At 59.3% G+C, this 21,935-nt stretch carries 18 protein-coding genes and 1 tRNA gene; 14 read left to right on the forward strand and 5 right to left on the reverse strand.

The genetic code is table 11. The features are described from left to right. The 10 genes from AC07VI_RS27435 to rpoC all read left to right on the forward strand — a co-directional run. Positions 1–105 (forward strand): EF-Tu C-terminal domain-related protein (locus tag AC07VI_RS27435; protein ID WP_462805295.1); only part of this gene is annotated, 105 nt, incomplete at its 5' end. A gap of 66 nt (positions 106–171) precedes the next feature. Further along, a tRNA-Trp gene (locus AC07VI_RS27440) sits at positions 172–247 on the forward strand. 32 nt (positions 248–279) lie between these two features. After that, the gene (gene secE / locus AC07VI_RS27445) at positions 280–663 is read left to right on the forward strand and encodes a preprotein translocase subunit SecE (protein WP_010394308.1); all 384 of its coding nucleotides are present in this window, start codon (positions 280–282) and stop codon (positions 661–663) included. Continuing rightward, on the forward strand, positions 663–1,289 hold the full coding sequence (gene nusG, locus AC07VI_RS27450) for a transcription termination/antitermination protein NusG (protein ID WP_076565135.1): 627 nt from the start codon (positions 663–665) through the stop codon (positions 1,287–1,289). The genes secE and nusG overlap by 1 nt, the downstream gene beginning before the upstream one ends. 114 nt (positions 1,290–1,403) lie before the next feature. Further along, positions 1,404–1,838, forward strand: coding sequence for a 50S ribosomal protein L11 (gene rplK, locus AC07VI_RS27455; RefSeq protein ID WP_034753131.1), 435 nt, complete (start codon positions 1,404–1,406; stop codon positions 1,836–1,838). After that, a complete protein-coding gene (gene rplA / locus AC07VI_RS27460) occupies positions 1,838–2,533 on the forward strand; it encodes a 50S ribosomal protein L1 (protein WP_034753134.1) in 696 nt (231 codons plus the stop codon). Before rplK ends, rplA begins: the two co-directional genes overlap by 1 nt. Positions 2,534–2,853: 320 nt before the next feature. Continuing rightward, positions 2,854–3,390: a 50S ribosomal protein L10 gene (gene rplJ, locus AC07VI_RS27465; RefSeq protein ID WP_086140065.1), complete on the forward strand. Its 537-nt coding sequence runs from the start codon at positions 2,854–2,856 to the stop codon at positions 3,388–3,390. Between the two features lie 67 nt (positions 3,391–3,457). Then, entirely contained in the window at positions 3,458–3,835 is a 378-nt protein-coding gene (rplL, locus tag AC07VI_RS27470; RefSeq protein ID WP_086140055.1) for a 50S ribosomal protein L7/L12, read from the forward strand. A gap of 244 nt (positions 3,836–4,079) precedes the next feature. Beyond that, entirely contained in the window at positions 4,080–8,186 is a 4,107-nt protein-coding gene (gene rpoB, locus AC07VI_RS27475) for a DNA-directed RNA polymerase subunit beta (protein ID WP_086146739.1), read from the forward strand. A 122-nt stretch (positions 8,187–8,308) separates the two neighbouring features. Beyond that, complete coding sequence (gene rpoC / locus AC07VI_RS27480; RefSeq protein WP_086146738.1) at positions 8,309–12,550, forward strand: DNA-directed RNA polymerase subunit beta'; 4,242 nt, start codon at positions 8,309–8,311, stop codon at positions 12,548–12,550. A gap of 62 nt (positions 12,551–12,612) precedes the next feature. Here the strand turns inward: rpoC and AC07VI_RS27485 are convergent, their stop codons facing one another. After that, complete coding sequence (locus AC07VI_RS27485; protein WP_086146737.1) at positions 12,613–14,052, reverse strand: FAD-dependent monooxygenase; 1,440 nt, start codon at positions 14,050–14,052, stop codon at positions 12,613–12,615. Positions 14,053–14,132: 80 nt separating this feature from the next. On the opposite strand from AC07VI_RS27485, the gene AC07VI_RS27490 reads away from it, so the two are divergent. From AC07VI_RS27490 to AC07VI_RS27500, 3 genes are all read left to right on the forward strand, one after another. After that, on the forward strand, positions 14,133–14,768 hold the full coding sequence (locus tag AC07VI_RS27490; RefSeq protein ID WP_086146736.1) for a TetR/AcrR family transcriptional regulator C-terminal domain-containing protein: 636 nt from the start codon (positions 14,133–14,135) through the stop codon (positions 14,766–14,768). Between the two features lie 288 nt (positions 14,769–15,056). Beyond that, positions 15,057–15,689 carry a helix-turn-helix domain-containing protein gene (locus AC07VI_RS27495; protein WP_086146735.1) on the forward strand — a complete coding sequence of 211 codons (633 nt, stop codon included), beginning with the start codon at positions 15,057–15,059 and terminating at the stop codon, positions 15,687–15,689. A 79-nt stretch (positions 15,690–15,768) separates the two neighbouring features. After that, positions 15,769–16,608 (forward strand): HDOD domain-containing protein, encoded by an 840-nt coding sequence (locus AC07VI_RS27500; RefSeq protein ID WP_086146748.1) that lies wholly within the window; start codon positions 15,769–15,771, stop codon positions 16,606–16,608. Positions 16,609–16,681: 73 nt separating this feature from the next. Here AC07VI_RS27500 and AC07VI_RS27505 read toward each other — a convergent pair whose 3' ends face one another. From AC07VI_RS27505 to AC07VI_RS27520, 4 genes are all read right to left on the reverse strand, one after another. Further along, entirely contained in the window at positions 16,682–18,502 is a 1,821-nt protein-coding gene (locus AC07VI_RS27505) for a DUF885 domain-containing protein (protein WP_086146734.1), read from the reverse strand. Between the two features lie 134 nt (positions 18,503–18,636). Then, the gene (locus tag AC07VI_RS27510) at positions 18,637–19,734 is read right to left on the reverse strand and encodes a M48 family metallopeptidase (protein WP_086146733.1); all 1,098 of its coding nucleotides are present in this window, start codon (positions 19,732–19,734) and stop codon (positions 18,637–18,639) included. Next, positions 19,731–20,897 carry an HPP family protein gene (locus AC07VI_RS27515; RefSeq protein WP_099376142.1) on the reverse strand — a complete coding sequence of 389 codons (1,167 nt, stop codon included), beginning with the start codon at positions 20,895–20,897 and terminating at the stop codon, positions 19,731–19,733. Before AC07VI_RS27515 ends, AC07VI_RS27510 begins: the two co-directional genes overlap by 4 nt. 80 nt (positions 20,898–20,977) lie before the next feature. Continuing rightward, positions 20,978–21,271, reverse strand: coding sequence for a DUF3349 domain-containing protein (locus AC07VI_RS27520; protein ID WP_086146731.1), 294 nt, complete (start codon positions 21,269–21,271; stop codon positions 20,978–20,980). A 155-nt stretch (positions 21,272–21,426) separates the two neighbouring features. Here AC07VI_RS27520 and AC07VI_RS27525 point away from each other — a divergent pair, with 155 nt between their 5' ends. Continuing rightward, complete coding sequence (locus tag AC07VI_RS27525; protein ID WP_492992235.1) at positions 21,427–21,930, forward strand: thioredoxin family protein; 504 nt, start codon at positions 21,427–21,429, stop codon at positions 21,928–21,930. Positions 21,931–21,935 lie beyond the last annotated feature (5 nt).

Genomic DNA, 21,935 nt, shown 5'->3' on the forward strand with positions numbered 1-21,935 from the left:
GTCAAGCTGATCAACCCGATCGCGATGGAAGAAGGTCTGCGCTTCGCTATCCGTGAAGGCGGCCGTACCGTCGGCGCCGGCGTGGTTGCAAAAATCCTCGCATAAGGAAATGTTATGCTTCCACCCGGGGCGTCCTGGGTGGTAGAATAGCACTCCTCGAAAGTTTTACGTAGGGACGTAGCTCAATTGGCAGAGCGTCGGTCTCCAAAACCGAAGGTTGGGGGTTCGATGCCCTCCGTCCCTGCCACCGTCAAGGTGCAGGGCACCGAAAGTAGAAAAATGTCAAATCAATCCGTGCAAACCGTTAGCACGTCGAGTGACAAGATAAAAGTCGCGCTGGCAATAGTGGCTGCGATTGCAGGAGTAGTCGGGTTTTATTACCTGGCAGGCCAACCAGCTCTGGTGCGTGCAAGCGCGCTTGTGGCTGGTTTGGTTATTGCTGTTGCGCTCTTGTATGTCTCGACGACCGGCCGTGAATTTCTCAATTTCGCCAAAGAAGCTGTGCGCGAAACCAAGAAAGTCGTTTGGCCAACCCGCAAAGAAGCCACGCAGATTACTGCGATCGTGTTTGCCTTTGTGCTGGTCATGGCGATTTTCCTGTGGGGTACGGATAAATTGCTCGAGTTTTTGTTGTATGACGTAATTCTGGGTTGGAAAAAATAATGAGCGAAAATGTGCATGATGAAGCGGCGGACGAATCCGTTCCGGGCGACGCTCCGGTAGCGGATACTGGTGCAGCGCTGAGCGTGCCAGTGAGCAGCAAGCGCTGGTATGTCGTGCATGCTTATTCCGGCATGGAAAAAAGCGTCATGCGCGCACTGACCGAGCGCATCGAGCGCGCGGGCATGCAAGACCAGTTCGGCCAGATCCTGGTGCCGATCGAAGAAGTGGTCGAAGTCAAGAATGGTGTGAAGTCGGTCACCGAGCGTCGTTTCTATCCTGGCTATGTGCTGGTCGAAATGGAAATGACCGATGAGAGCTGGCACTTGGTCAAGAATACCAGCAAGGTTACCGGTTTTATTGGTGGCAAATCGAACAAGCCGACGCCGATTTCCGCGCGCGAAATCGATGCCATCATGCGCCAGATGCAGGAAGGCGTTGAAAAGCCCCGTCCGAAGACCTTGTACGAAGTGGGCGAGCAAGTGCGCATCAAGGATGGTCCGTTCACCGACTTCAACGGCAACGTCGAAGAAGTCAACTACGAGAAATCCAAAGTGCGCGTTTCGGTCACCATCTTCGGCCGCGCTACTCCGGTGGAACTCGAATTCGGCCAGGTCGAAAAAGTTTAAGTTGTATCAGCGCCACCAGGAGCGCCGCAGCAGTCTCAGCGAAATCCGGTCAGAGGAGCCCCGCCAGGGTAGGATCGGCGGGGCGCTACTACTCAATCCAAGATAGGAGCCATCATGGCAAAGAAAATCATTGGTTTTATCAAGCTGCAAGTGCCAGCTGGTAAAGCAAACCCATCCCCACCAATCGGTCCAGCTCTGGGTCAACGTGGCCTGAACATCATGGAATTCTGCAAGGCGTTCAATGCACAGACCCAAGGTCTGGAGCCAGGCATGCCGATTCCAGTCGTGATCACCGCGTTTGCTGACAAGTCCTTCACGTTCGTGATGAAGACGCCTCCAGCAACCTACCTGATCAAAAAAGCTGCTGCGATCACCAAAGGTTCGCCGAAGCCACATACCGACAAAGTCGGTACGCTGACCCGCGCACAAGCTGAAGAAATCGCTAAATTGAAAACCCCTGATCTGACCGCTGCCGACATGGATGCTGCTGTACGCACCATCGCTGGTTCCGCTCGTTCGATTGGTATCACGGTGGAAGGTGTTGTATAATGGCTAAGTTATCCAAACGTATCAAGGCTTTGAAAGCCAAAGTCGACCGTACCAAAGTGTACGCTTTCGACAACGCTGTCGCTCTGATCAAAGAGTGCGCAACGGCCAAGTTCAATGAGTCGATCGACGTATCGGTACAACTGGGCGTTGATCCTAAGAAATCCGACCAAGTGGTGCGCGGCTCCGTCGTGTTGCCAGCTGGCACCGGCAAAACCGTACGCGTGGCAGTATTCGCGTCGGGCGAAAAAGCGGAAGCTGCCAAGGCAGCCGGCGCCGACATCGTTGGTATGGAAGACCTGGCTGAGCAGATCAAAGCCGGCGACATGCCTTTCGACATCGTTATCGCTTCGCCAGATACCATGCGTATCGTTGGTACCCTGGGTCAGATCCTGGGCCCACGCGGCATGATGCCTAACCCGAAAGTCGGCACTGTTACTCCTGACGTCGCTACCGCCGTGAAAAACGCGAAAGCCGGTCAAGTTCAGTACCGTACCGACAAGTCCGGTATCATCCACGCTACCATCGGTCGTAAATCGTTCGCTGACGCAGATCTGAAGTCGAATCTGGTCGCACTGATCGACGCACTGAACAAAGCCAAGCCAGCATCGAGCAAAGGCGTGTACCTGCGCAAAGTTTCGCTGTCGTCGACCATGGGCGCTGGCGTCCGTGTTGACCAGGCTAGCCTGGCAGCTTAAGTAACAGAATCAAGTCCTGTAGCGCCTTCGGGCGCTGTAGGCGCATCTTTGGGCTGTCTGCGCGGTGTTCGCACCGGGCAGGCAGACAATCAAAGACCGTTGGGCCGACTGCGATGGCACATGCAGAAGGTTAATAGGCTTGCCGGCAACGGCAAGTGCCCAACGCAGATGGTGTACCCGAACAAGTTTTGTAGTCCTCATGCTGCGTGAATCCATCCGCTCAGTTTAGTACTTCTTGACTTCGGACGCCGTGTTCGAACCGATGCAAGGCGCTCAACCACTCGGTTGTGATTGCCGAACATCATTTAAGGAGGTTGACCGTGAGTCTCAATCTGAATGACAAAAAGGCCGTCGTCGCCGAAGTTTCCGCACAAGTAGCAAATGCGCAAACGATCGTCGTGGCCGAATATCGTGGCATCCAGGTTGGTCACTTGACGCAACTGCGTGCTAAAGCGCGTGCCCAAGGCGTGTACCTGCGTGTGTTGAAAAACACTCTGGCTCGTCGCTCCGTTGAAGGTACCGCATTCGCCAGCCTGGCAGATGCCATGACCGGCCCGTTGATCTACTCGATCTCGGCCGATGCCGTTGCAGCAGCTAAAGTCATCGCTGACTTCGCTAAAACCAATGACAAACTGGTCATCAAAGCAGGTAACTACGCAGGCAAGCCGCTGGATACAGCTGCTGTCACCGCGTTGGCGAGCATTCCTAGCCGTGAAGTTCTCATTTCGCAGTTGTTGGGCGTTATGCTGGCTCCGGTTTCGGGCTTTGCACGTGGTCTGGCTGCCCTGGCAGCGAAAAAAGGCGAAGGCGCCGCTCCTGCAGAAGCAGCAGCAGAAGAAGCCCCAGCAGCCGCTTAATTGCGCGCACTTTTTTCTCTCAGTACCAATCTGATGTAACTAACGTAATAAATTTAGGAGTTTCAAAATGGCAATTAGCAAAGACGATATCCTGGAAGCAGTTAGCGCCATGTCCGTAATGGACCTGAACGACCTGGTTAAAGCATTCGAAGAAAAATTCGGCGTGTCGGCAGCAGCTATGGCTGCTCCTGCAGCCGGCGGCGCAGCAGCAGGCGGCGCAGCAGCTGAAGAGCAAACCGAGTTCAACGTTGTGCTGGACACCTTCGGCGCAAACAAAGTTGGCGTCATTAAAGCAGTTCGCGAAATCACCGGCCTGGGCTTGAAAGAAGCTAAAGACCTGGTCGATGGCGCACCAAAAACTGTGAAAGAAGCAGTGTCGAAAGCTGACGCTGAAGCTGCAGTGAAGAAACTGGTTGAAGCCGGCGCAACCGCTTCGATGAAGTAATATCTGTACCGGCGGCAGTTAGCGCCCGAGTCAAAGTCTGAGGTTTCCCCTCGCAAGGGGGGAAATCCGACTTTGGCTCCTTTGTCGTCTGCATCGTATTTGTCATGTAGTTGTAGCAGCAGTTTTTATTCGATTCAAGCCGGAAAGCAGAGCCTTGAGGTTTCGTCTGTGTCACACGCAGCGGTGCAAACGAACACTTGCAAAACCTGAATTTTCTATCCTTTCTGTCACTCACGGAGTGTCCATGCACTACTCATTTACTGAGAAGAAACGCATTCGCAAATCATTCGCGAAGCGCGCCAACGTTCACCACGTTCCGTTCCTGCTGGCGACCCAGCTCGAGTCTTATCATAGCTTCTTGCAAGAGGACATAGCACCGTCCGGCCGCAAGAATGATGGCCTGCAGTCGGCTTTCACTTCGATTTTCCCTATCGTGTCGCACAATGGTTTTGCGCGTCTCGAATTCTTGTCGTACGTTCTGGGCGATCCTGCCTTTGACGTCAAAGAATGTCAACAACGTGGCCTGACGTTCGCGTCGCCGCTGCGCGCGAAAGTGCGCCTGGTGATCCTGGACAAGGAATCGCCAACCAAGCCCGTCGTCAAAGAGATGAAGGAACAGGAAGTCTACATGGGCGAATTGCCGCTCATGACGACCACCGGTTCGTTCGTGATCAACGGCACGGAGCGGGTTATCGTTTCCCAGCTGCACCGTTCGCCAGGCGTGTTCTTCGAGCATGACCGCGGCAAGACCCACTCGTCCGGTAAACTGCTGTTCTCCGCGCGTATCATTCCTTACCGCGGTTCGTGGCTGGACTTCGAGTTCGACCCGAAAGACATCCTGTTCTTCCGCGTCGACCGCCGCCGCAAGATGCCCGTGACGATTTTGCTCAAAGCAATCGGCATGTCGCATGAGCAAATCCTGGCCAATTTCTTTGTCTTCGACAATTTCAACCTGCGCTCCGAAGGCGCGGAGATGGAATTCGTTGCCGAGCGTCTGCGCGGTGAAGTGGCGCGTTTCGACATCGTCGACAAGTCGGGCAAGACCCTGGTCTTGAAAGACAAGCGTATCAATGCCAAGCACGTGCGTGATATCGAAGCTGCCGGCATCAAGCACATTTCCGTACCGGAAGACTACCTGCTGGGCCGCGTACTGGCGAAGAACATCGTCGATGGCGACACCGGCGAAGTCGTCGCTTCCGCGAACGATGAGCTGACGGAAGACCTGCTGGGTCGCTTGCGCGATGCCAACATCTCCGAAATCCAGACCCTGTACACCAACGACCTGGATCAAGGCGCCTACATTTCGCAAACCCTGCGTATCGACGACACCGCCGACCAGATGGCTGCGAAAGTGGCGATCTACCGCATGATGCGTCCAGGCGAACCGCCAACGGAAGACTCCGTTGAAGCGCTGTTCAATGGCCTGTTCTACAACTCGGACCGCTACGACCTGTCAGCCGTGGGCCGCATGAAGTTCAACCGCCGCATTGGCCGCGATGAACTGACTGGCGCCATGACCCTGTCGAACGAAGACGTGCTGGCCGTGATCAAGATCCTGGTGGAATTGCGCAATGGCCGCGGCGAAGTCGACGATATCGATCACCTGGGTAACCGCCGCGTACGTTGCGTGGGCGAACTGGCCGAGAATCAATTCCGCGCCGGCCTGGTGCGTGTTGAGCGCGCCGTCAAGGAACGCCTCGGCCAAGCCGAAGCGGACAACCTGATGCCGCACGACCTGATCAACTCGAAGCCGATTTCGGCCGCGATTCGCGAGTTCTTCGGTTCGTCCCAGCTGTCGCAGTTCATGGACCAAACCAATCCTCTGTCGGAAATTACCCACAAGCGCCGCGTATCGGCTCTGGGACCCGGCGGTCTGACACGCGAACGCGCCGGCTTTGAAGTGCGCGACGTGCATCCGACCCATTACGGCCGCGTCTGCCCGATCGAGACACCGGAAGGTCCGAACATTGGTCTGATCAACTCGCTGGCTCTGTATGCCCGCCTGAATGAATACGGCTTCCTGGAAACCCCGTACCGCAAGGTCGAAGGTTCCAAGATTACCGATCAGATCGACTACCTGTCCGCCATCGAAGAAGGCCGCTACATCATCGCTCAGGCGAATGCGACCATCAACGACGAAGGCATGCTGTCCGATGAACTGGTCTCGGCCCGTGAAGCCGGCGAAACCATTCTGGTCTCCCCGGAGCGCATCCAGTACATGGACGTGGCGCCGGGCCAGATCGTTTCCGTCGCTGCCTCGCTGATTCCGTTCCTCGAACACGATGATGCGAACCGTGCATTGATGGGCGCCAACATGCAACGCCAGGCTGTGCCTTGCTTGCGTCCGGAAAAGGCGCTGGTCGGTACCGGTATCGAACGCACTGTTGCGGTCGACTCGGGCACCACCGTGCAAGCGCTGCGTGGCGGTATCGTCGATTACATCGATGCGGGCCGTGTCGTGATTCGCGTCAACGATGACGAAGCGCAAGCTGGTGAAGTGGGCGTCGACATCTACAACCTGATCAAGTATACCCGTTCGAACCAGAACACCAACATCAACCAGCGTCCTATCGTGCAAGTGGGCGACCGTGTTGCCAAGCGCGACGTGATCGCCGACGGCGCATCGACCGACCTGGGTGAATTGGCGCTGGGCCAGAACATGACCGTGGCCTTCATGCCATGGAATGGTCTGAACTTCGAAGATTCGATCCTGATCTCGGAAAACGTCGTCAAGGACGACCGCTACACCTCGATTCATATCGAAGAGTTGTCGGTGGTGGCCCGTGACACGAAACTGGGCGCGGAAGAAATTACGCGCGACATCTCGAACCTGGCTGAAAACCAGCTGGCTCGTCTGGATGAGTCCGGTATCGTCTACATCGGCGCGGAAGTGCAAGCGGGCGACACCCTGGTCGGTAAAGTGACGCCGAAGGGCGAAACCCAGCTGACCCCGGAAGAGAAGCTGCTGCGCGCGATCTTCGGCGAAAAAGCCTCGGACGTGAAAGATACGTCGCTGCGCGTGCCTTCGGGCATGATCGGTACCGTGATCGACGTGCAAGTCTTCACCCGTGAAGGCATCGTGCGCGACAAGCGTGCCCAGCAAATTATCGATGACGAACTGAAACGTTTCCGTCTGGATCTGAATGACCAGATGCGTATCGTGGAAGGCGATGCCTTCCAGCGTCTGGAAAAAATGCTGATCGGCAAAGTCGTCAACGGCGGCCCGAAAAAGCTGGCCAAAGGCGCCAAGATCACCAAGGAATACCTGGCCGATCTGGACAAATACCACTGGTTCGACATCCGTCCTGCGGACGACGATGCCGCGGTAGCGCTGGAAGCGATCAAGGAATCGATCAACGAGAAGCGTCACCAGTTCGACCTGGCTTTCGAAGAGAAGCGCAAGAAACTGACGCAAGGCGATGAGCTGCAACCAGGCGTGCAAAAAATGGTCAAGGTGTACCTGGCCGTGAAACGCCGCCTGCAGTCGGGCGACAAGATGGCAGGTCGCCACGGTAACAAGGGTGTGGTTTCCCGTATTGTTCCTGTGGAAGACATGCCATACATGGCCGACGGCACGCCAGCCGACGTTGTGCTGAACCCGCTGGGCGTTCCTTCGCGGATGAACGTTGGTCAGATTCTCGAGACGCACTTGGGCTGGGCTGCCAAGGGTCTGGGTATCCGCATCGGCGAAATGCTGAAGGCGCAAACCAAGGTCGAGCAAGTGCGCAAGTACCTGACGACGATCTACAACGACAACGGCCGTGCGGAAGAGCTGGACAACTTCGACGACGAAGAGATCATGAAGCTGGCGGAAAACCTGAAAAAAGGTGTTCCGTTCGCCACGCCAGTGTTCGACGGCGCGAATGAAGAAGAGATCCGCCGCATGCTGGACCTGGCGTATCCGGACGACATCGCCAAGAACCTGGGCATGACCGCATCGAAAAACCAGGTGACCATGTATGACGGTCGCACCGGTGAGGCATTCGAGCGCAAGGTCACTGTCGGCGTCATGCACATGCTGAAACTGCATCACTTGGTTGATGACAAGATGCATGCGCGTTCGACCGGTCCTTACTCGCTGGTGACGCAGCAACCGCTGGGTGGTAAAGCCCAGTTCGGTGGTCAGCGTTTCGGTGAGATGGAAGTCTGGGCACTGGAAGCGTATGGCGCGTCGTATGTCTTGCAAGAGATGTTGACCGTCAAGTCCGATGACGTGAATGGCCGTACCAAAGTGTACGAAAACCTCGTCAAGGGCGACCACGTGATCGACGCCGGCATGCCGGAATCGTTCAACGTGCTGGTCAAGGAAATCCGTTCGCTCGGTATCGATATCGACCTCGAACGCAACTAAACGACAGGCTTATTGACCCAATAAGCGTCATTTGGTTTGGGAAACACAAAGCCCGGCTGGGAAACCATGCCGGGCAATGTAGTCTCAGGAATATAGAAATTTAATCACCTCTGGAGTGATACATGAAAGCACTGCTCGATCTATTCAAGCAAGTACAGACCAACGAGACCTTCGATGCAATCAAGATCGGTCTCGCTTCGCCTGAGAAAATTCGTTCGTGGTCCTACGGCGAAGTCAAAAAGCCGGAAACCATCAACTACCGTACCTTCAAGCCTGAGCGCGATGGCCTGTTCTGCGCCAAGATCTTTGGCCCGATCAAGGACTACGAGTGCCTGTGCGGCAAGTACAAGCGCCTGAAACACCGTGGCGTGATCTGTGAAAAGTGCGGCGTCGAAGTCACGCTGGCCAAGGTGCGCCGCGAGCGCATGGGCCACATTGAGCTGGCTTCGCCAACCGCGCACATCTGGTTCCTGAAGTCGCTGCCGTCGCGTCTGGGCATGGTCCTGGACATGACCCTGCGGGACATCGAGCGCGTGCTGTACTTTGAAGCATACGTCGTGACCGACCCAGGCATGACCCCGCTGAAGAAGTGCCAGATCATGTCGGAAGACGACTACGCCGCCAAGTACGAAGAGTACGGCGACGACTTCACCGCCTTCATGGGTGCCGAAGGTATCCGTGAACTGCTGCGCTCGATCGACATCCACCGCGATGCCGAAACCCTGCGCGTGGAACTGAAGGAATCGAAATCCGAAGCCAAGATCAAGAAATACGCGAAGCGCCTGAAAGTGCTGGAAGCGTTCCAACGTTCGGGCATCAAGCCTGACTGGATGATCATGGAAGTGCTGCCAGTGCTGCCGCCGGAACTGCGTCCGCTGGTACCGCTGGACGGCGGCCGTTTCGCGACTTCGGATCTGAACGATCTGTATCGCCGCGTCATCAACCGTAACAACCGTCTGAAACGCCTGATGGAGCTGCGCGCTCCAGAGATCATCACGCGCAACGAAAAGCGCATGCTGCAAGAAGCGGTCGATTCGCTGCTGGACAACGGCCGTCGCGGCAAAGCGATGACCGGCGCCAACAAGCGTCCGCTGAAATCGCTGGCAGAGATGATCAAGGGCAAGGGCGGCCGTTTCCGTCAAAACTTGCTGGGCAAACGCGTCGATTACTCCGGTCGTTCGGTCATCGTCGTGGGCCCGCAATTGAAACTGCATCAGTGCGGCTTGCCGAAACTGATGGCGCTGGAACTGTTCAAGCCATTCATTTTCAATAAACTGGAACTGATGGGTCTGGCTACCACGATCAAGGCCGCGAAAAAGCTGGTCGAGATCCAGGAACCGGTCGTGTGGGACATCCTGGAAGACGTGATTCGCGAACATCCGATCATGTTGAACCGTGCACCAACCTTGCACCGCCTGGGTATCCAGGCTTTCGAGCCAGTCCTGATTGAAGGCAAGGCCATCCAGCTGCATCCGCTCGTCTGCGCCGCATTCAACGCCGACTTTGACGGTGACCAAATGGCGGTCCACGTTCCTCTGTCGATCGAAGCGCAGATGGAAGCACGTACCTTGATGCTGGCATCGAACAACATCCTGTTCCCATCGAACGGCGAACCGTCGATCGTGCCGTCGCAGGATATCGTGCTGGGTCTGTACTACGCGACCCGCGAAGCGATCAATGCGAAGAACGAGGGGATGATGTTCCCTGACGTGTCGGAAGTGATCCGCGCCTACGACAACAAGGAAGTCGAACTGACGACTCGCGTCACCGTGCGTATTACCGAATACCCGAAAAACGCCGAAACGGGCGAATTCGAGAAAACGGTTACCCGCTACGAAACGACGATCGGCCGTGCGATCCTGTCGGAAATTCTGCCGAAAGGCCTGCCGTTCTCCGTATTGAATCGCGCGCTGAAAAAGAAAGAAATTTCCAAGCTGATCAACACGTCGTTCCGCAAGTGCGGCCTGCGCGCCACCGTGGTGTTCGCAGACAAACTGATGCAATCGGGTTTCCGCCTGGCGACACGCGCCGGTATCTCGATCTGCGTCGACGACATGCTGGTACCGCCTCAAAAAGTTACCCTGATCGCGACGGCCGAGTCGGAAGTCAAGCAGATCGAACAGCAATACGCCTCGGGTCTCGTGACCGCCGGCGAGCGTTACAACAAGGTAGTCGATATCTGGGGCAAGACCTCCGATGAAGTCGGCAAGGCCATGATGGACCAGCTCAAAGTTGAAGACGTGATCCGCCGCGACGGCACCAAGTCGACGCAAGAATCGTTCAACGCCATTTACATGATGGCCGACTCCGGCGCGCGCGGTTCCGCAGCCCAGATTCGCCAGTTGGCCGGTATGCGTGGTCTGATGGCGAAACCGGATGGTTCGATTATCGAAACGCCGATTACCGCGAACTTCCGCGAAGGCCTGAACGTGTTGCAGTACTTCATTTCGACCCACGGTGCGCGTAAAGGTCTGGCCGATACGGCGCTGAAAACGGCGAACTCCGGTTACCTGACGCGTCGTCTGGTCGACGTGACGCAAGATCTGGTGGTGATCGAGGACGATTGCGGCACCATGAACGGTACCGTCATGAAGGCCCTGGTTGAAGGTGGTGAAGTCATCGAACCGTTGCGCGACCGTATCCTCGGCCGCGTGGTGGTGCATGACGTCGTCAATCCTGAAACCCAGGAAACCCTGTATGACGCCGGTACCCTGATGGACGAAGACATGGTCGAAGAGATCGAGCGTCTGTCCATCGATGAAGTCAAGGTCCGTACGCCGCTGACTTGCGACACGCGCTTCGGCCTGTGCGCCAAGTGCTACGGCCGCGACCTGGGCCGCGGCATGCTGGTCAACGCCGGCGAAGCTGTCGGTGTGGTGGCAGCGCAGTCGATTGGTGAGCCTGGTACCCAGCTGACCATGCGTACCTTCCACATCGGTGGTGCGGCATCGCGTGCGGCAGTGGCATCGTCGGTGGAAGCCAAGTCGAACGGTACCATCCGCTTCACGGCAACCATGCGTTACGTGACGAACGGCAAGGGCGCGCAAATCGTCATTTCCCGTTCCGGCGAAGTGCTGATCACCGACGACCATGGCCGTGAGCGTGAACGTCATAAAGTGCCGTACGGCGCGACCCTGATCGTCAAGGACGGCATGGTCATCAAGGCCGGTACGGCCCTGGCGACGTGGGATCCGCTGACCCGTCCGATCATTACCGAATACGCCGGTCAAGTGCGTTTCGAGAACGTCGAAGAAGGCGTCACCGTGGCCCGTCAGGTCGACGAAGTGACCGGTCTGTCCACCCTGGTGGCGATCGATGCGAAACGTCGCGGTTCGCTGACCAAGACCCTGCGTCCGCAAGTCAAGCTGATCAACGACGCGAACGAAGAAGTCAAGATCGCCGGCACCGAACACTCGGTGGCGATCGGCTTCCAGGTCGGCGCGCTGATCATGGTCAAGGACGGTCAACAGGTATCGGTGGGTGAAGTGCTGGCACGTATCCCGACCGAATCGCAAAAAACACGCGATATTACCGGTGGTCTGCCGCGCGTTGCGGAACTGTTCGAGGCGCGCTCGCCGAAAGATGCCGGTATGCTGGCGGAAGTCACGGGTACGGTTGCGTTCGGTAAGGAAACCAAGGGCAAGCAACGTCTGGAAATCACGGACATGGACGGCAACAAGCATGAGTTCCTGATCACCAAGGACAAACAAGTGCTGGTGCATGACGGCCAAGTCGTGAACAAGGGCGAGATGATCGTGGACGGCCCGGCCGATCCGCAAGACATCCTGCGCCTGCTGGGTATCGAAGCGCTGGCCCGCTACATCGTTGATGAAGTGCAGGACGTGTATCGTCTGCAAGGCGTGAAGATCAATGACAAGCACATCGAAGTGATCGTGCGTCAGATGCTGCGCCGCGTGCAGATCGTCAATGCCGGCGACACCAACTACATCGTTGGCGAGCAGGTAGAGCGTTCGGAACTGCTGGACGAGAACGATCGCGTAACGTCGGAGAACAAGATTCCTGCGACTTACGAGAACGTCTTGCTGGGTATTACCAAGGCATCGCTGTCGACCGATTCGTTCATCTCGGCCGCATCGTTCCAGGAAACCACCCGCGTGCTGACCGAAGCGGCGATCATGGGCAAGCGCGATGGTCTGCGCGGCCTGAAAGAGAACGTCATCGTCGGCCGCCTGATTCCTGGCGGTACGGGCCTGGCCTTCCACCGCGCACGCAAAGAGAAAGAAGCGTGGGAAGTGGAAGAGCGTCAAGCCCTGCTGCTGGCCGAGAAAGCCTCGATGGCTGGCGAAGCTGCCGAAGCGCTGCAGGATATCGAGACCCAGCAACACCACGGCGACGAAGCGTAAGCTTCCCGCTGACAGAAACGGCACCTTCGGGTGCCGTTTTTTTTCGTCTTGAGATCAGTCAATCAGACCGCGTGATCCGCGTAACCGTCGGGTCGGATCAGCAAGCTTTTGATGCCGGCCAGTTGCGGGCAGCCGGGTTTGATGGTCAGCGAGGTCAACCAGGCGGCATCAAAACGATACGGCTGTGCCGAGGGGGCGGCGCCGCCGACGGCCAGGTGTAGCCATTTTCCCGCGTGCAGCAGTTCATGGATGCCCACGGCCGTGCCGTCGGCCAGGCGCAGCAGCCAGTCGGGCACGCGCCGGCCCGTCCAGTCTGTGCTGCCGGTACCGGCGCTTAGCGGGGCGCGATAGCGCACGCCGAAGCCGGACAGTTCGCTGGCCAGCGCGCGGTTCACTTCCGGTTGCGTCAGCATGTCACTGATGGTGGCGCGCAGGGCCAGGGTGCGCGCGTCAAAACGCGTCAGCATGGCCGTTTGCGCGAGGGTATTGTGCTGCAAGGACACGCCAACGGGATGGCGCTCCGCATGGTAGCTGTCGAGCAGGCTGTCCGGCGCGTAACCGTTGAGCACGCCGGCCAGCTTCCAGCCCAGGTTCATTGCGTCCTGCATGCCGACGTTCATGCCCTGGCCGCCGGCCGGCATGTGGATGTGGGCGGCATCGCCGGCCAGGAAGACACGGCCCTGGCGGTAGCGCCGGGCCAGCCGTGTTTCATCGCTGAAGCGCGACAGCCAGCTGGCGTCATGCAGGCCGAAATCGTGTTCCGCGATGAGCGTGCAGGCCTGCGCCAATTCCTCCAGGGTGGCCACTTCCGCTGCCGCAGCGTGGGGGCGGCGCGCATTCATGGCGATGACGCGGTGACGGCCTTGCCCCAGCGGCACGATCATCAGGCTGCCAGCCGCATTCGTCAGCGACAGCATGGGTGACGCGGGCGGATGGCGCAGCCGTACATCTCCCATGAGCATGCTGCAAGTGGCCGCCACGCCGTCGAAGGCGATGCCCGCCTGCTGGCGCACCAGGCTGCGGCCGCCATCGGCGCCGACCAGGTAACGGGCGCGCAGGCAGAACGGCGCGCCGTCGCGCGTGCCGGCTACCGTGACGCCATCGTCATCCTGCTGCGTCTGTTCCACGAGTGCGCCGCGCGCAATCGCCACGCCGTCGTCCAGCAATTGCTCTTCCAGCAAGCATTCCGTCGTGTTTTGCGGCAGGAACAAGGTGTAGGGATGGGGCGTGTCGAAGCCGGAAAAGTCGAGCCGGGTATCGAGGCCTGCATAGTGGCCGCTGGAGACGGCCGTGCCCAGCGCGACAAAGCGCTGGTCCAGGCCCCGCAAACCCAGCATTTCCAGGGTGCGGCCATGGATGGTCAGCGCGCGCGAATGCACGCTGCGTTCCTGCCGTCGCTCGAGGATGGCCACGCGGATGCCCGCCAGGCGCAGTTCACAGGCCAGGGTCAGGCCGACGGGGCCCGCTCCCACGATGATGACTTCGGTATCACTGTTGTTCATGCTGTTCTCAATCTAACGTTGTTAGTCTGCGCAAAATGGTAAACTAACGACGTTAGACTTTCAAGAGAAATGACAGGACAATGAAAATTCAACGCGAAGCCGTGGTGGCCAGGGCACTCGAGTTGCTGGACGACGTGGGCATCGAAGGCTTGACCATGCGTCGTCTGGCCGATGCCTTGGGCATCAAGGCCGCTTCGCTGTACTGGCATTTTGCGAACAAGCAGGCTTTGCTCGATGGCATGGCTGACGTGCTGATCGACGACGTTGCCAGGAACATCGATGAGAATGCGGGCTGGGAAGCGCGGCTGCGCCAGGTGGCGGCGCAAATGCGCGCGGCGCTGTCGGCGCGCCGCGATGGCGTGCGCGTCTTTGGTGGCACCTATGTCATTTCGGAAAACGTGTTTCGTGTAGCGGAAGCGTTAATTGGCCCCATGCGCGCTGCCGGGGCATCGGAGAAACTGGCCAGCTGGAGCGCATTTACGCTGTTATATTATGTGCTCGGCTTTGTCATGGAAGCGCAAGGCGCGGGACCGGGAAGTGCTGCCATGAATGCCTTATCGAACCGGCGTGCCGATTTCGCTACCATGGCGGCCGATCGTTATCCGCATGTGCTCGCTTCTATGGATGCCATTTTTGATGCGGAAATTGATGACCGTTTTAATGCCGGACTCGATTTGCTGATTATCGGCTTACAGGTGAAAATAAATATGGGCTAAAGGTCTATATAATATATTTCCCCGGCACCGCTACTATTGGATTGTCGAGCATGTTCAATTATTCTCATTCTTTTTGCGCGAATTTCCCTGCTTCCTTGCTCACATTTTAGTGAGTACTCACTCCGACCTTCCTCACTGGCGCCATTGCGGGGCATGCCGAGGCTTGTCCGCTGATGCCGCGTGCAGCCGCAACGGCTGACTCTGCTGGCGACCGGCACGTGTTGCACAAATGCCTGGCTACGACCGCGCTACGCCAATTGTCAGTTTATTCATGCTAAGATTTGGCGCATGATTGCCCAAGCCCTGTTTACTCCCGCCCAGCAAAAATTGCTGGGATTGCTGTTTGTTCGCGTGAATGAAGGCTTTCATTTGAACGAGATCATGCGCCTGACGGGACTTGGCAGCGCGTCGGCACAACGGGAGCTGCGCCGTCTGCATGATTCCGGCTTGATCACGTCCGAGCGCATCGGCAACGTGCGCCGCTTCTGGCCGAACAAGGAAAGCCTCGTGTATCCGGAGTTGAGCGGACTGGTGCAGAAGACCTTCGGTATCGTTGGCGTACTCAGCATGACTCTGGCACCCCTGCGGGCGCAATTGCAACTGGCCTTCGTTTCTGGCGCCACGGCGAAGGGACAGGACTTGCCAGGCAGTGCCATCGACCTGCTGCTGGTGGGCGAGGACGCCAATTATGGCGATCTGTTGACGCGATTGGCCCCGGCCGAGCGAACCTTACGGCGTAAAATCAATCCCAATCTCTATACGCTGTCGGATTATCGGCGCCGCTTGCGTGAGGGACAACCATTCCTGCTGCAGGTATTACAGCAGCCAAAGCTGTTTGTAATTGGCGATGAATCGGCTTTGCAGGCGCTGGAATTTGCGGATCAGCCATGGCAGGCAAATGGATTGCCATCCGTTTTCTAAAGGCCGGGGCTGATAATCATTTTCTGATATAAGGTGAAGTTGTTTGCTGGAATAATATCTGAGGCGGGTTGATCGTATGATGAATAAATTGCAGGCATTTGGCTTGATCGTTTCCCAGGCAGTGCGGGGAGAATTAACTTTTCCCACCAGTGTGAATTCCGCGTTGCAATTGCAATTGGCCTTGGCGGAACCGGACTGCCATATCGATCACGCCATCAAGCTGGTATTGGCCGAGCCCTTGCTGGCAGCGCGCACGGTGGCGCTGGCCAACTCGGCCGTCTATAGCCGCGGCGAAGCGGCGCCCGTCACCAGCGTGCGCGCCGCCGTCATGCGCATGGGTTACCGCAACCTGTATGCGCTGGTGGCGGCCATGGTGGTGCGCCAGTTTGGCAGCAAGATCATCGACCCCGTCCTGCGCCAGAAGGCGACACAGTTGTGGGAACACACGGCGCATGTGGCGGCGTTGGCGCATGTGCTTGCCCGCAGGGTCACCCACGTCGATCCCGATACGGCCCTGTTCGCCGGCATCGTGCATGAGGTGGGCGGTTTTTACTTGCTGTCGCGCGCGGACGAGTTCCCCGGCCTGCTCGACGACGATGCCGATCACTGGATGGAATCTGCCGAAGAAATCATTTCCCGCGAAGTCATGAAGAAGCTGCTGATCCCGCTGGCCGTCAGCGAAGCGATCGAGGGCTTGCGCGACGGCCTGCTGTCCATTCCGCCCGACTCCCTGCTCGACACCTTGTTGCTGGCAAAACAACTCTCTCCTGTGCCTTCGCCGCTGCAGGCGACGTTCGTGGAAATGCTCACGCCCTCCGATTCCGTGATCGACTTTATTATCGACAACGAAACCTTGCAAAGCATCCTGGCCGAATCGGCCGAGGAAGTGCGTTCGATGAGTGCGGCGCTGCTGGTGTAAGTGCACATCGGGCAGGCGAAAAAAAACGGCAGCCCCGTCAAGGTGCTGCCGTTTTATCGTCAAGCGTCGCCGCTTACTTCTGCTGGGCGATCCACCGGTCGACCTTGGCTTCCAGCAGTTTCAGGGGCAGGGTGCCGTCGCCGAGCACCACTTCGTGGAATTTCGGCAGGCTGAACTTGTCGCCCAAGGCTTTTTGCGCGCGCTGGCGCAGTTCGACGATCTTCAGCGAGCCGATCTTGTAGCCCAGCGCCTGGCCTGGCCAGGCCATGTAGCGCTCCGTTTCGCTTTTCGCCACGGCGTCATAGCCGAGGGTGTCGCGCATGTACTTGATGGTCTGCTCGCGCGTCCAGCCTTTGGTGTGCAAGCCCGTGTCGACCACCAGGCGCACGGCGCGCAGCATTTCGTCGTTCAAGTGACCGAAATACTGGGCCGGATCGTCGAACAGGCCCATTTCCTTGCCCAGGGTCTCCGCATACAGGGCCCAGCCTTCCGCAAAGGCATTGTTGCCGCCGAAACGGCGGAAGTTTGGCAAGTCCATCTCTTGCACCAGCGCCAGGTGGAAATGGTGACCCGGCTTGCCTTCATGCAGGAACAAGGTAGTCATGCCCGTGTCGCCATACAGTTTCGGATCGGTGACGACGGACCAGAACACGCCGGGGCGCGAACCGTCGGCGGCTGGTGCCGTGTAGTGGTCGGCGGCCGTGTCACGGCTCAGCTCAGGCTCCAGACGCAAGTCCAGCGGCGCCTTCGGCACCAGCGTGAACAGGGCCGGCAATTTGCTATCCAGCAGCACGTTCAGCTTGCGGTAGACGTCGAGCACTTCCTGCTCCGTCTTGAACGGGCGGAATTTCTCCTGCTGCGAGACCCACACGGGCAAGCCGGCGGCGGGGCCGTTGTAGCCCATCTTCGGCCCCACGATCGCGTACTGCTCCTGGATGCGCGCCACTTCGCGCAAGCCGATGGCGTGGATCTGTTCCGGCTTCAGGTCCGTGGTGGTGCTGCTGGCCACGCGCGCCTGGTACCAGGCAGCGCCATCGGGCAGGGCGCTCCAGCCGCTGCTGCTGCGGCTGGCCGGCAGGTAGTCGCGTTCCATGAACGTGGCCAGGCGCTGCAGGGCCGGCATCAGCCTGGCTTCGATGACAACGGTATATGTTTGCGTCAGGCGAGCCTTGTCCGCATCGGAAAAGCTGGCAGGCAGCTTTTTGATGGGCGTGTAATAGACGCTGTCCTGCGGCGTGGCGCTGACGAGTTTCTTGAATTGCGGCAGCGCCGATTCCGTCAGTGCCTTCGGCAGTACGATGCCCTTCTGCATGCCGACCTTCATGTTGGCGATAGCCTGGTCTATCCAGCCCGGCAATTGGCCGATACGGCTCAGGTAAGCGTCATACTCTTTGACACTTGTCAAAGGCTGCGATGCCTCACCGCCCGCATAATTGGCCAGGGTGACGGGCATGCTGTCCATCTGGTTCAGCGGCAGCAGATATTCGGGGAAGCGCTCGAAGCTCAGCGCCGTCGCCAGTTCATAGTCGAGAATGTCGTAGTTGATCTGGTCCTGGTGCGACAGTTGCTGGCGCGCGATGGCGCGCAGGGTTTTCTGGTACTGGCGGTACAGGGCGAACTGTTTCGCGCGCGCGGCGGGTACGATGGCTGAACCGAGCTGGTCGTCAAAACGGTTGTCGCCGCTCTCGGTGGCATTGATCGGCTCGAAACGGGCCTGCGCATCGTAGTATTGGTCGGCCAGCACTTGCAGTTGCTGTTTGGCTTGCGGCGCGCCCGCGGCTGGTGCGACGGCTGCCTTGGCAGCGGGCTGGGCCGCTTGCGCCATCGATGCATGGGCGAGTAACAGGGAGAGGGCCAGGGTGCCGAGGGTACCGGCGGCAAAACGATGCTTCATGCGCGATGTCCTTTGTAAGGAGGGAATGAACGGAGGCGTTGCGGATCGGGGTGGCCGGTCGTGTAGGAGCAGCCGGGGCGTAAGCATACGCCATTGCCCAGCGTGCTTGGATAAATTGTACGAGGGGAATGTTGCTATTTTGTTGAGGCAGGCAAGGCGGCTTTCATCTGCTGCCAGCCGCTGCTATGTATTGGTTGGCAGGCAGGGCAGGGCGTGGCGGCGATCAGGCTGCGGATCTGTTGCGCGCGGGCCGTCGTTTGCGGGTGCGAGGACAGCCAGTCCGGCGGCGTTGCTCCATCTGTCTTGCCCAGTTTCTGGAAAAAGCTCAGCATACCGTCGGGATGGATGCGCGCACGCTGCAAGGCGAGCAAACCCAGGCGGTCTGCTTCATCCTCCATGTCGCGGCTGAAATACAGGGTGCCGGCCTGGTGCGCCAGCATGGCGGCCACGGCGCTGATGTCGCCGATGGTCACGCCGACCAGGGCGCCCCAGCCCAGGCTGCTGATCATCTGCCGCAGCGAATGGCGCTGCTCCACATGCTGCACCTCATGCGCGAGCACGCCGGCCAGTTCGCCCGGATCCCCCGCCTGGCGCAGCAAACCCGTGTGCACGACGATGATGCCGCCGGGCATGGCAAACGCATTGACCGTGTCGTCATTCTTGACCAGCCAGCGGTATTGGTAGCGCGAACCGGCCGTCAGGCGCTGGCCGATGTCCCGCACGGTTTGCTGCGTCGCACCATTTTCGGCGATGCCGCCTTGCGCGCGCACTTGCGACAGCGCCAGTTCACCCAGCTGCTTCTCCGTCGACAACGGTATCAGCCCCGCCAGCGCGCTGATGGCGTTGCCACCTTGCCACCACAGCAGCGCGGTGGCGACGACGGCCGCACCCGTCAAACCGGCCAGCCAGCCCGATACTTGCCGGCGGTTGCGCTGGCGCTCGCGCCACAGGCGCTGCAGTTGCGGTTGCAGCGCGGCCGGCGCTTCGTTTAACACGATGGCGATGTCGTCCGCTGTCAGCGGTTTGAGCGACGCTTGCCTGCCTTGCGCATCAAGCCAGTTCAGGAACAGTTCCGGCCCATCGACACCGCCTACGCTGACGACCAGTTGCGCAATATCAACGGTGGTGCGGGGCGCATCGACGAGCAACTGTCCGTCAAAAAAACGCGCGCTGACGGCAGTCCCGGCGGAGTCGCCGTCGGGGCCGGTCAGCAGGGCCTGGAATGGCGTCACGCGGCGGCCTCGGCAAAGCGGCTTTCGTACAGGGCCGCCATCAGGTCGGACTGGCTGATGATGCCGGCCAGGCGTTCTTCATCGTCGAGGATGGGGATATGGTGATAGCCGGCATCGGCCATCAGCGGCACCAGGTCGATGATGGGCGTGCCCAGGCGCGCCGTGTGCGGCGATGGCGTCATCAGCTGGCCCACCACTTCCGGCTTGTCGTCATGGGAGAGGCCGCTGCGCTGCAGCAGGCTGCGCAGGCGCTGGCGCACGCCCTGGTAATCGTCGAGCCCGCCGTGGCGCAGGAAATCCGTCTGCGTGATGATGCCGATGATGCGGCGCGCCCGGTTCACAACGGGCAGGGCGCCCACATCGTGCTCGCGCATGGTGCGCCAGGCAACATCGAGCGGCGTGCCGAATTCCACGCTGATCACGTCTTTCGACATGATGTCGGCGCAGGTGACGACGCCGAAGCGGCGCTGGTAGGCGCGCATTTCCGTCTGCACGAAGATCGCTTGCAAATCGTCGCGGCTGATGTCGAGCACTTCGCCATGCTGGCGCAAGACGGCATCGAGGTCGTCCGGTGAAAAGCCCAGGCGGTTGCTGGGCACCTCATCCTTTGTGTCGTGCGGATGCGGCGCGGCCAGTTGCTGGACGTGGGGGTAGCGGCGCCCCGTCAGATTGTTGTACAGCACGGCGCAGGCGACCAGCACGGCGGAATTGAACAGTACGGTGATGAAGACGAATTCAAAGCCGGCCGCGTGCACGCTGGCGCCGCCGACGACGGTGGTCAAGGCCACGGCGCCGCCTGGCGGATGCAGACAGCGCAGGGCGAACATGGCGCCGATGGCCAGGCAGGCGGCCAGCGCCGCCACGCCCACGCTGGGTCCCAGCCACTTGACGCAGGCCATGCCCACGAGGCCGGAGACGACGTTGCCGCCCACTACCGACCACGGCTGTGCCAGCGGGCTGGCCGGCAGGCAGAACAGCAGCACGGCGGAGGCGCCCATGGGCGCGATCAGGTACACGCTGGCGCTGTCGGGGGCCAGCAGGAAATGGCAGATGAGTCCCGTCAGCAGCAAGCCGCAGATGGCGCCCGCGCAGGCGCGCAATTGTTCGCGGCGGCTGCCGTTGTTCGGTTGCGGCAGCCAGCGTGCCAGGAAAGAAGTCGTCATGGAGGAGGGCGCGTTCGGGCCGCGTTGCTCAGTGTGAGCCTGGCATTATCCCATGCGTTCCAATTCGCTGCCGGCGGGCACTACGCGTCCTCCGCGCAGACGGCCTGCAAGCCGTATCGCTCCAGCCGCTGTCTGGCCGCATCGATTGCGGATGGCTCCGGCTTGCTGCCGGCGCAGGCATAGATGTCGTTGAGGATCTGCGCCGCATCCTTGCCCGTGACGGCCGCCATCAGTTCTGTCAGATTGCGGTCGGAAAAGTATTCATACAGCAAGACCAGTACGGCGACATACGCCGTCTCGGGAATGCCGCCGGGATAGGCGCTGTGCAGCATGCGCGCGGCGCGCCACAGCACAGGGGGTAGGCCAGCTTGCATGCTCAAATCGTTTCTCCTCTTCTTGCTTATACGTTTTCCGCATAAGCACAGTGCAATTAAATTGTAGATATTTCCTGGAAGCAGGCATATTCTAGACAGTCACGCCCGCTGGCGCCTGTCCAGCTGACCTCACGATTTTCTTTCAGGAGCCCCGCATGCGCCCACCCATCCTGCTCGCCAGCCTGTTGTTCGCCGCCGCCGCCGTTGCCGCCGCCCCGACACCGCCTGCCGCCAGGGCCGCCACGCCGCATCTGCCGTACAACGCGGCGGCCGATGCCAAGGCCGACGTGGCCCGCGCGCTGGCCGAAGCCAAGGCGGCGCGCGTGCCCGTATTGCTGATCTTTGGCGCCAACTGGTGCGAGGATTGCCGCGCGCTCGACAAAGCCTTGAAGGAAGGCAAGAACGCGCAGCTGATGCAAACGGAGTTCAAGGTCGTCAAGGTCGACGTGGGCAACTTCGACCATAACCTTGACGTGGCGCAAACCTATGGCAATCCGCTCAAGAAAGGCATCCCCGCCGCCGTGCTCGTGTCCAGCGACAACAACCAGGTGCTGTACGCCACCAAGGGCGGCGAACTGGCGAATGCACGCCGCATGAGCGAGAGCGGCATTTATGACTTCTTCAAGCAGGCGGCCAGCGTCAAGTCGCCTGCCATTTAATGGCC

Source organism: Janthinobacterium sp. GW821-FHT03A03, assembly GCF_059421435.1.

What these genes read in the sequence shown, in the direction of transcription:
- AC07VI_RS27505 (WP_086146734.1), bottom strand. Translation starts at nt 18,502, where the DNA reads ATGAAGCATCGTTTTGCCGCCGGTACCCTCGGCACCCTGGCCCTCTCC.
- AC07VI_RS27490 (WP_086146736.1), top strand. Translation starts at nt 14,133, where the DNA reads ATGAAAATTCAACGCGAAGCCGTGGTGGCCAGGGCACTCGAGTTGCTG.
- rplL (WP_086140055.1), top strand. Translation starts at nt 3,458, where the DNA reads ATGGCAATTAGCAAAGACGATATCCTGGAAGCAGTTAGCGCCATGTCC.
- rplA (WP_034753134.1), top strand. Translation starts at nt 1,838, where the DNA reads ATGGCTAAGTTATCCAAACGTATCAAGGCTTTGAAAGCCAAAGTCGAC.
- AC07VI_RS27525 (WP_492992235.1), top strand. Translation starts at nt 21,427, where the DNA reads ATGCGCCCACCCATCCTGCTCGCCAGCCTGTTGTTCGCCGCCGCCGCC.
- AC07VI_RS27500 (WP_086146748.1), top strand. Translation starts at nt 15,769, where the DNA reads ATGAATAAATTGCAGGCATTTGGCTTGATCGTTTCCCAGGCAGTGCGG.
- AC07VI_RS27515 (WP_099376142.1), bottom strand. Translation starts at nt 20,897, where the DNA reads ATGACGACTTCTTTCCTGGCACGCTGGCTGCCGCAACCGAACAACGGC.
- AC07VI_RS27495 (WP_086146735.1), top strand. Translation starts at nt 15,057, where the DNA reads ATGATTGCCCAAGCCCTGTTTACTCCCGCCCAGCAAAAATTGCTGGGA.
- secE (WP_010394308.1), top strand. Translation starts at nt 280, where the DNA reads ATGTCAAATCAATCCGTGCAAACCGTTAGCACGTCGAGTGACAAGATA.
- rpoB (WP_086146739.1), top strand. Translation starts at nt 4,080, where the DNA reads ATGCACTACTCATTTACTGAGAAGAAACGCATTCGCAAATCATTCGCG.
- AC07VI_RS27485 (WP_086146737.1), bottom strand. Translation starts at nt 14,052, where the DNA reads ATGAACAACAGTGATACCGAAGTCATCATCGTGGGAGCGGGCCCCGTC.
- nusG (WP_076565135.1), top strand. Translation starts at nt 663, where the DNA reads ATGAGCGAAAATGTGCATGATGAAGCGGCGGACGAATCCGTTCCGGGC.
- rpoC (WP_086146738.1), top strand. Translation starts at nt 8,309, where the DNA reads ATGAAAGCACTGCTCGATCTATTCAAGCAAGTACAGACCAACGAGACC.
- rplK (WP_034753131.1), top strand. Translation starts at nt 1,404, where the DNA reads ATGGCAAAGAAAATCATTGGTTTTATCAAGCTGCAAGTGCCAGCTGGT.
- AC07VI_RS27520 (WP_086146731.1), bottom strand. Translation starts at nt 21,271, where the DNA reads ATGCAAGCTGGCCTACCCCCTGTGCTGTGGCGCGCCGCGCGCATGCTG.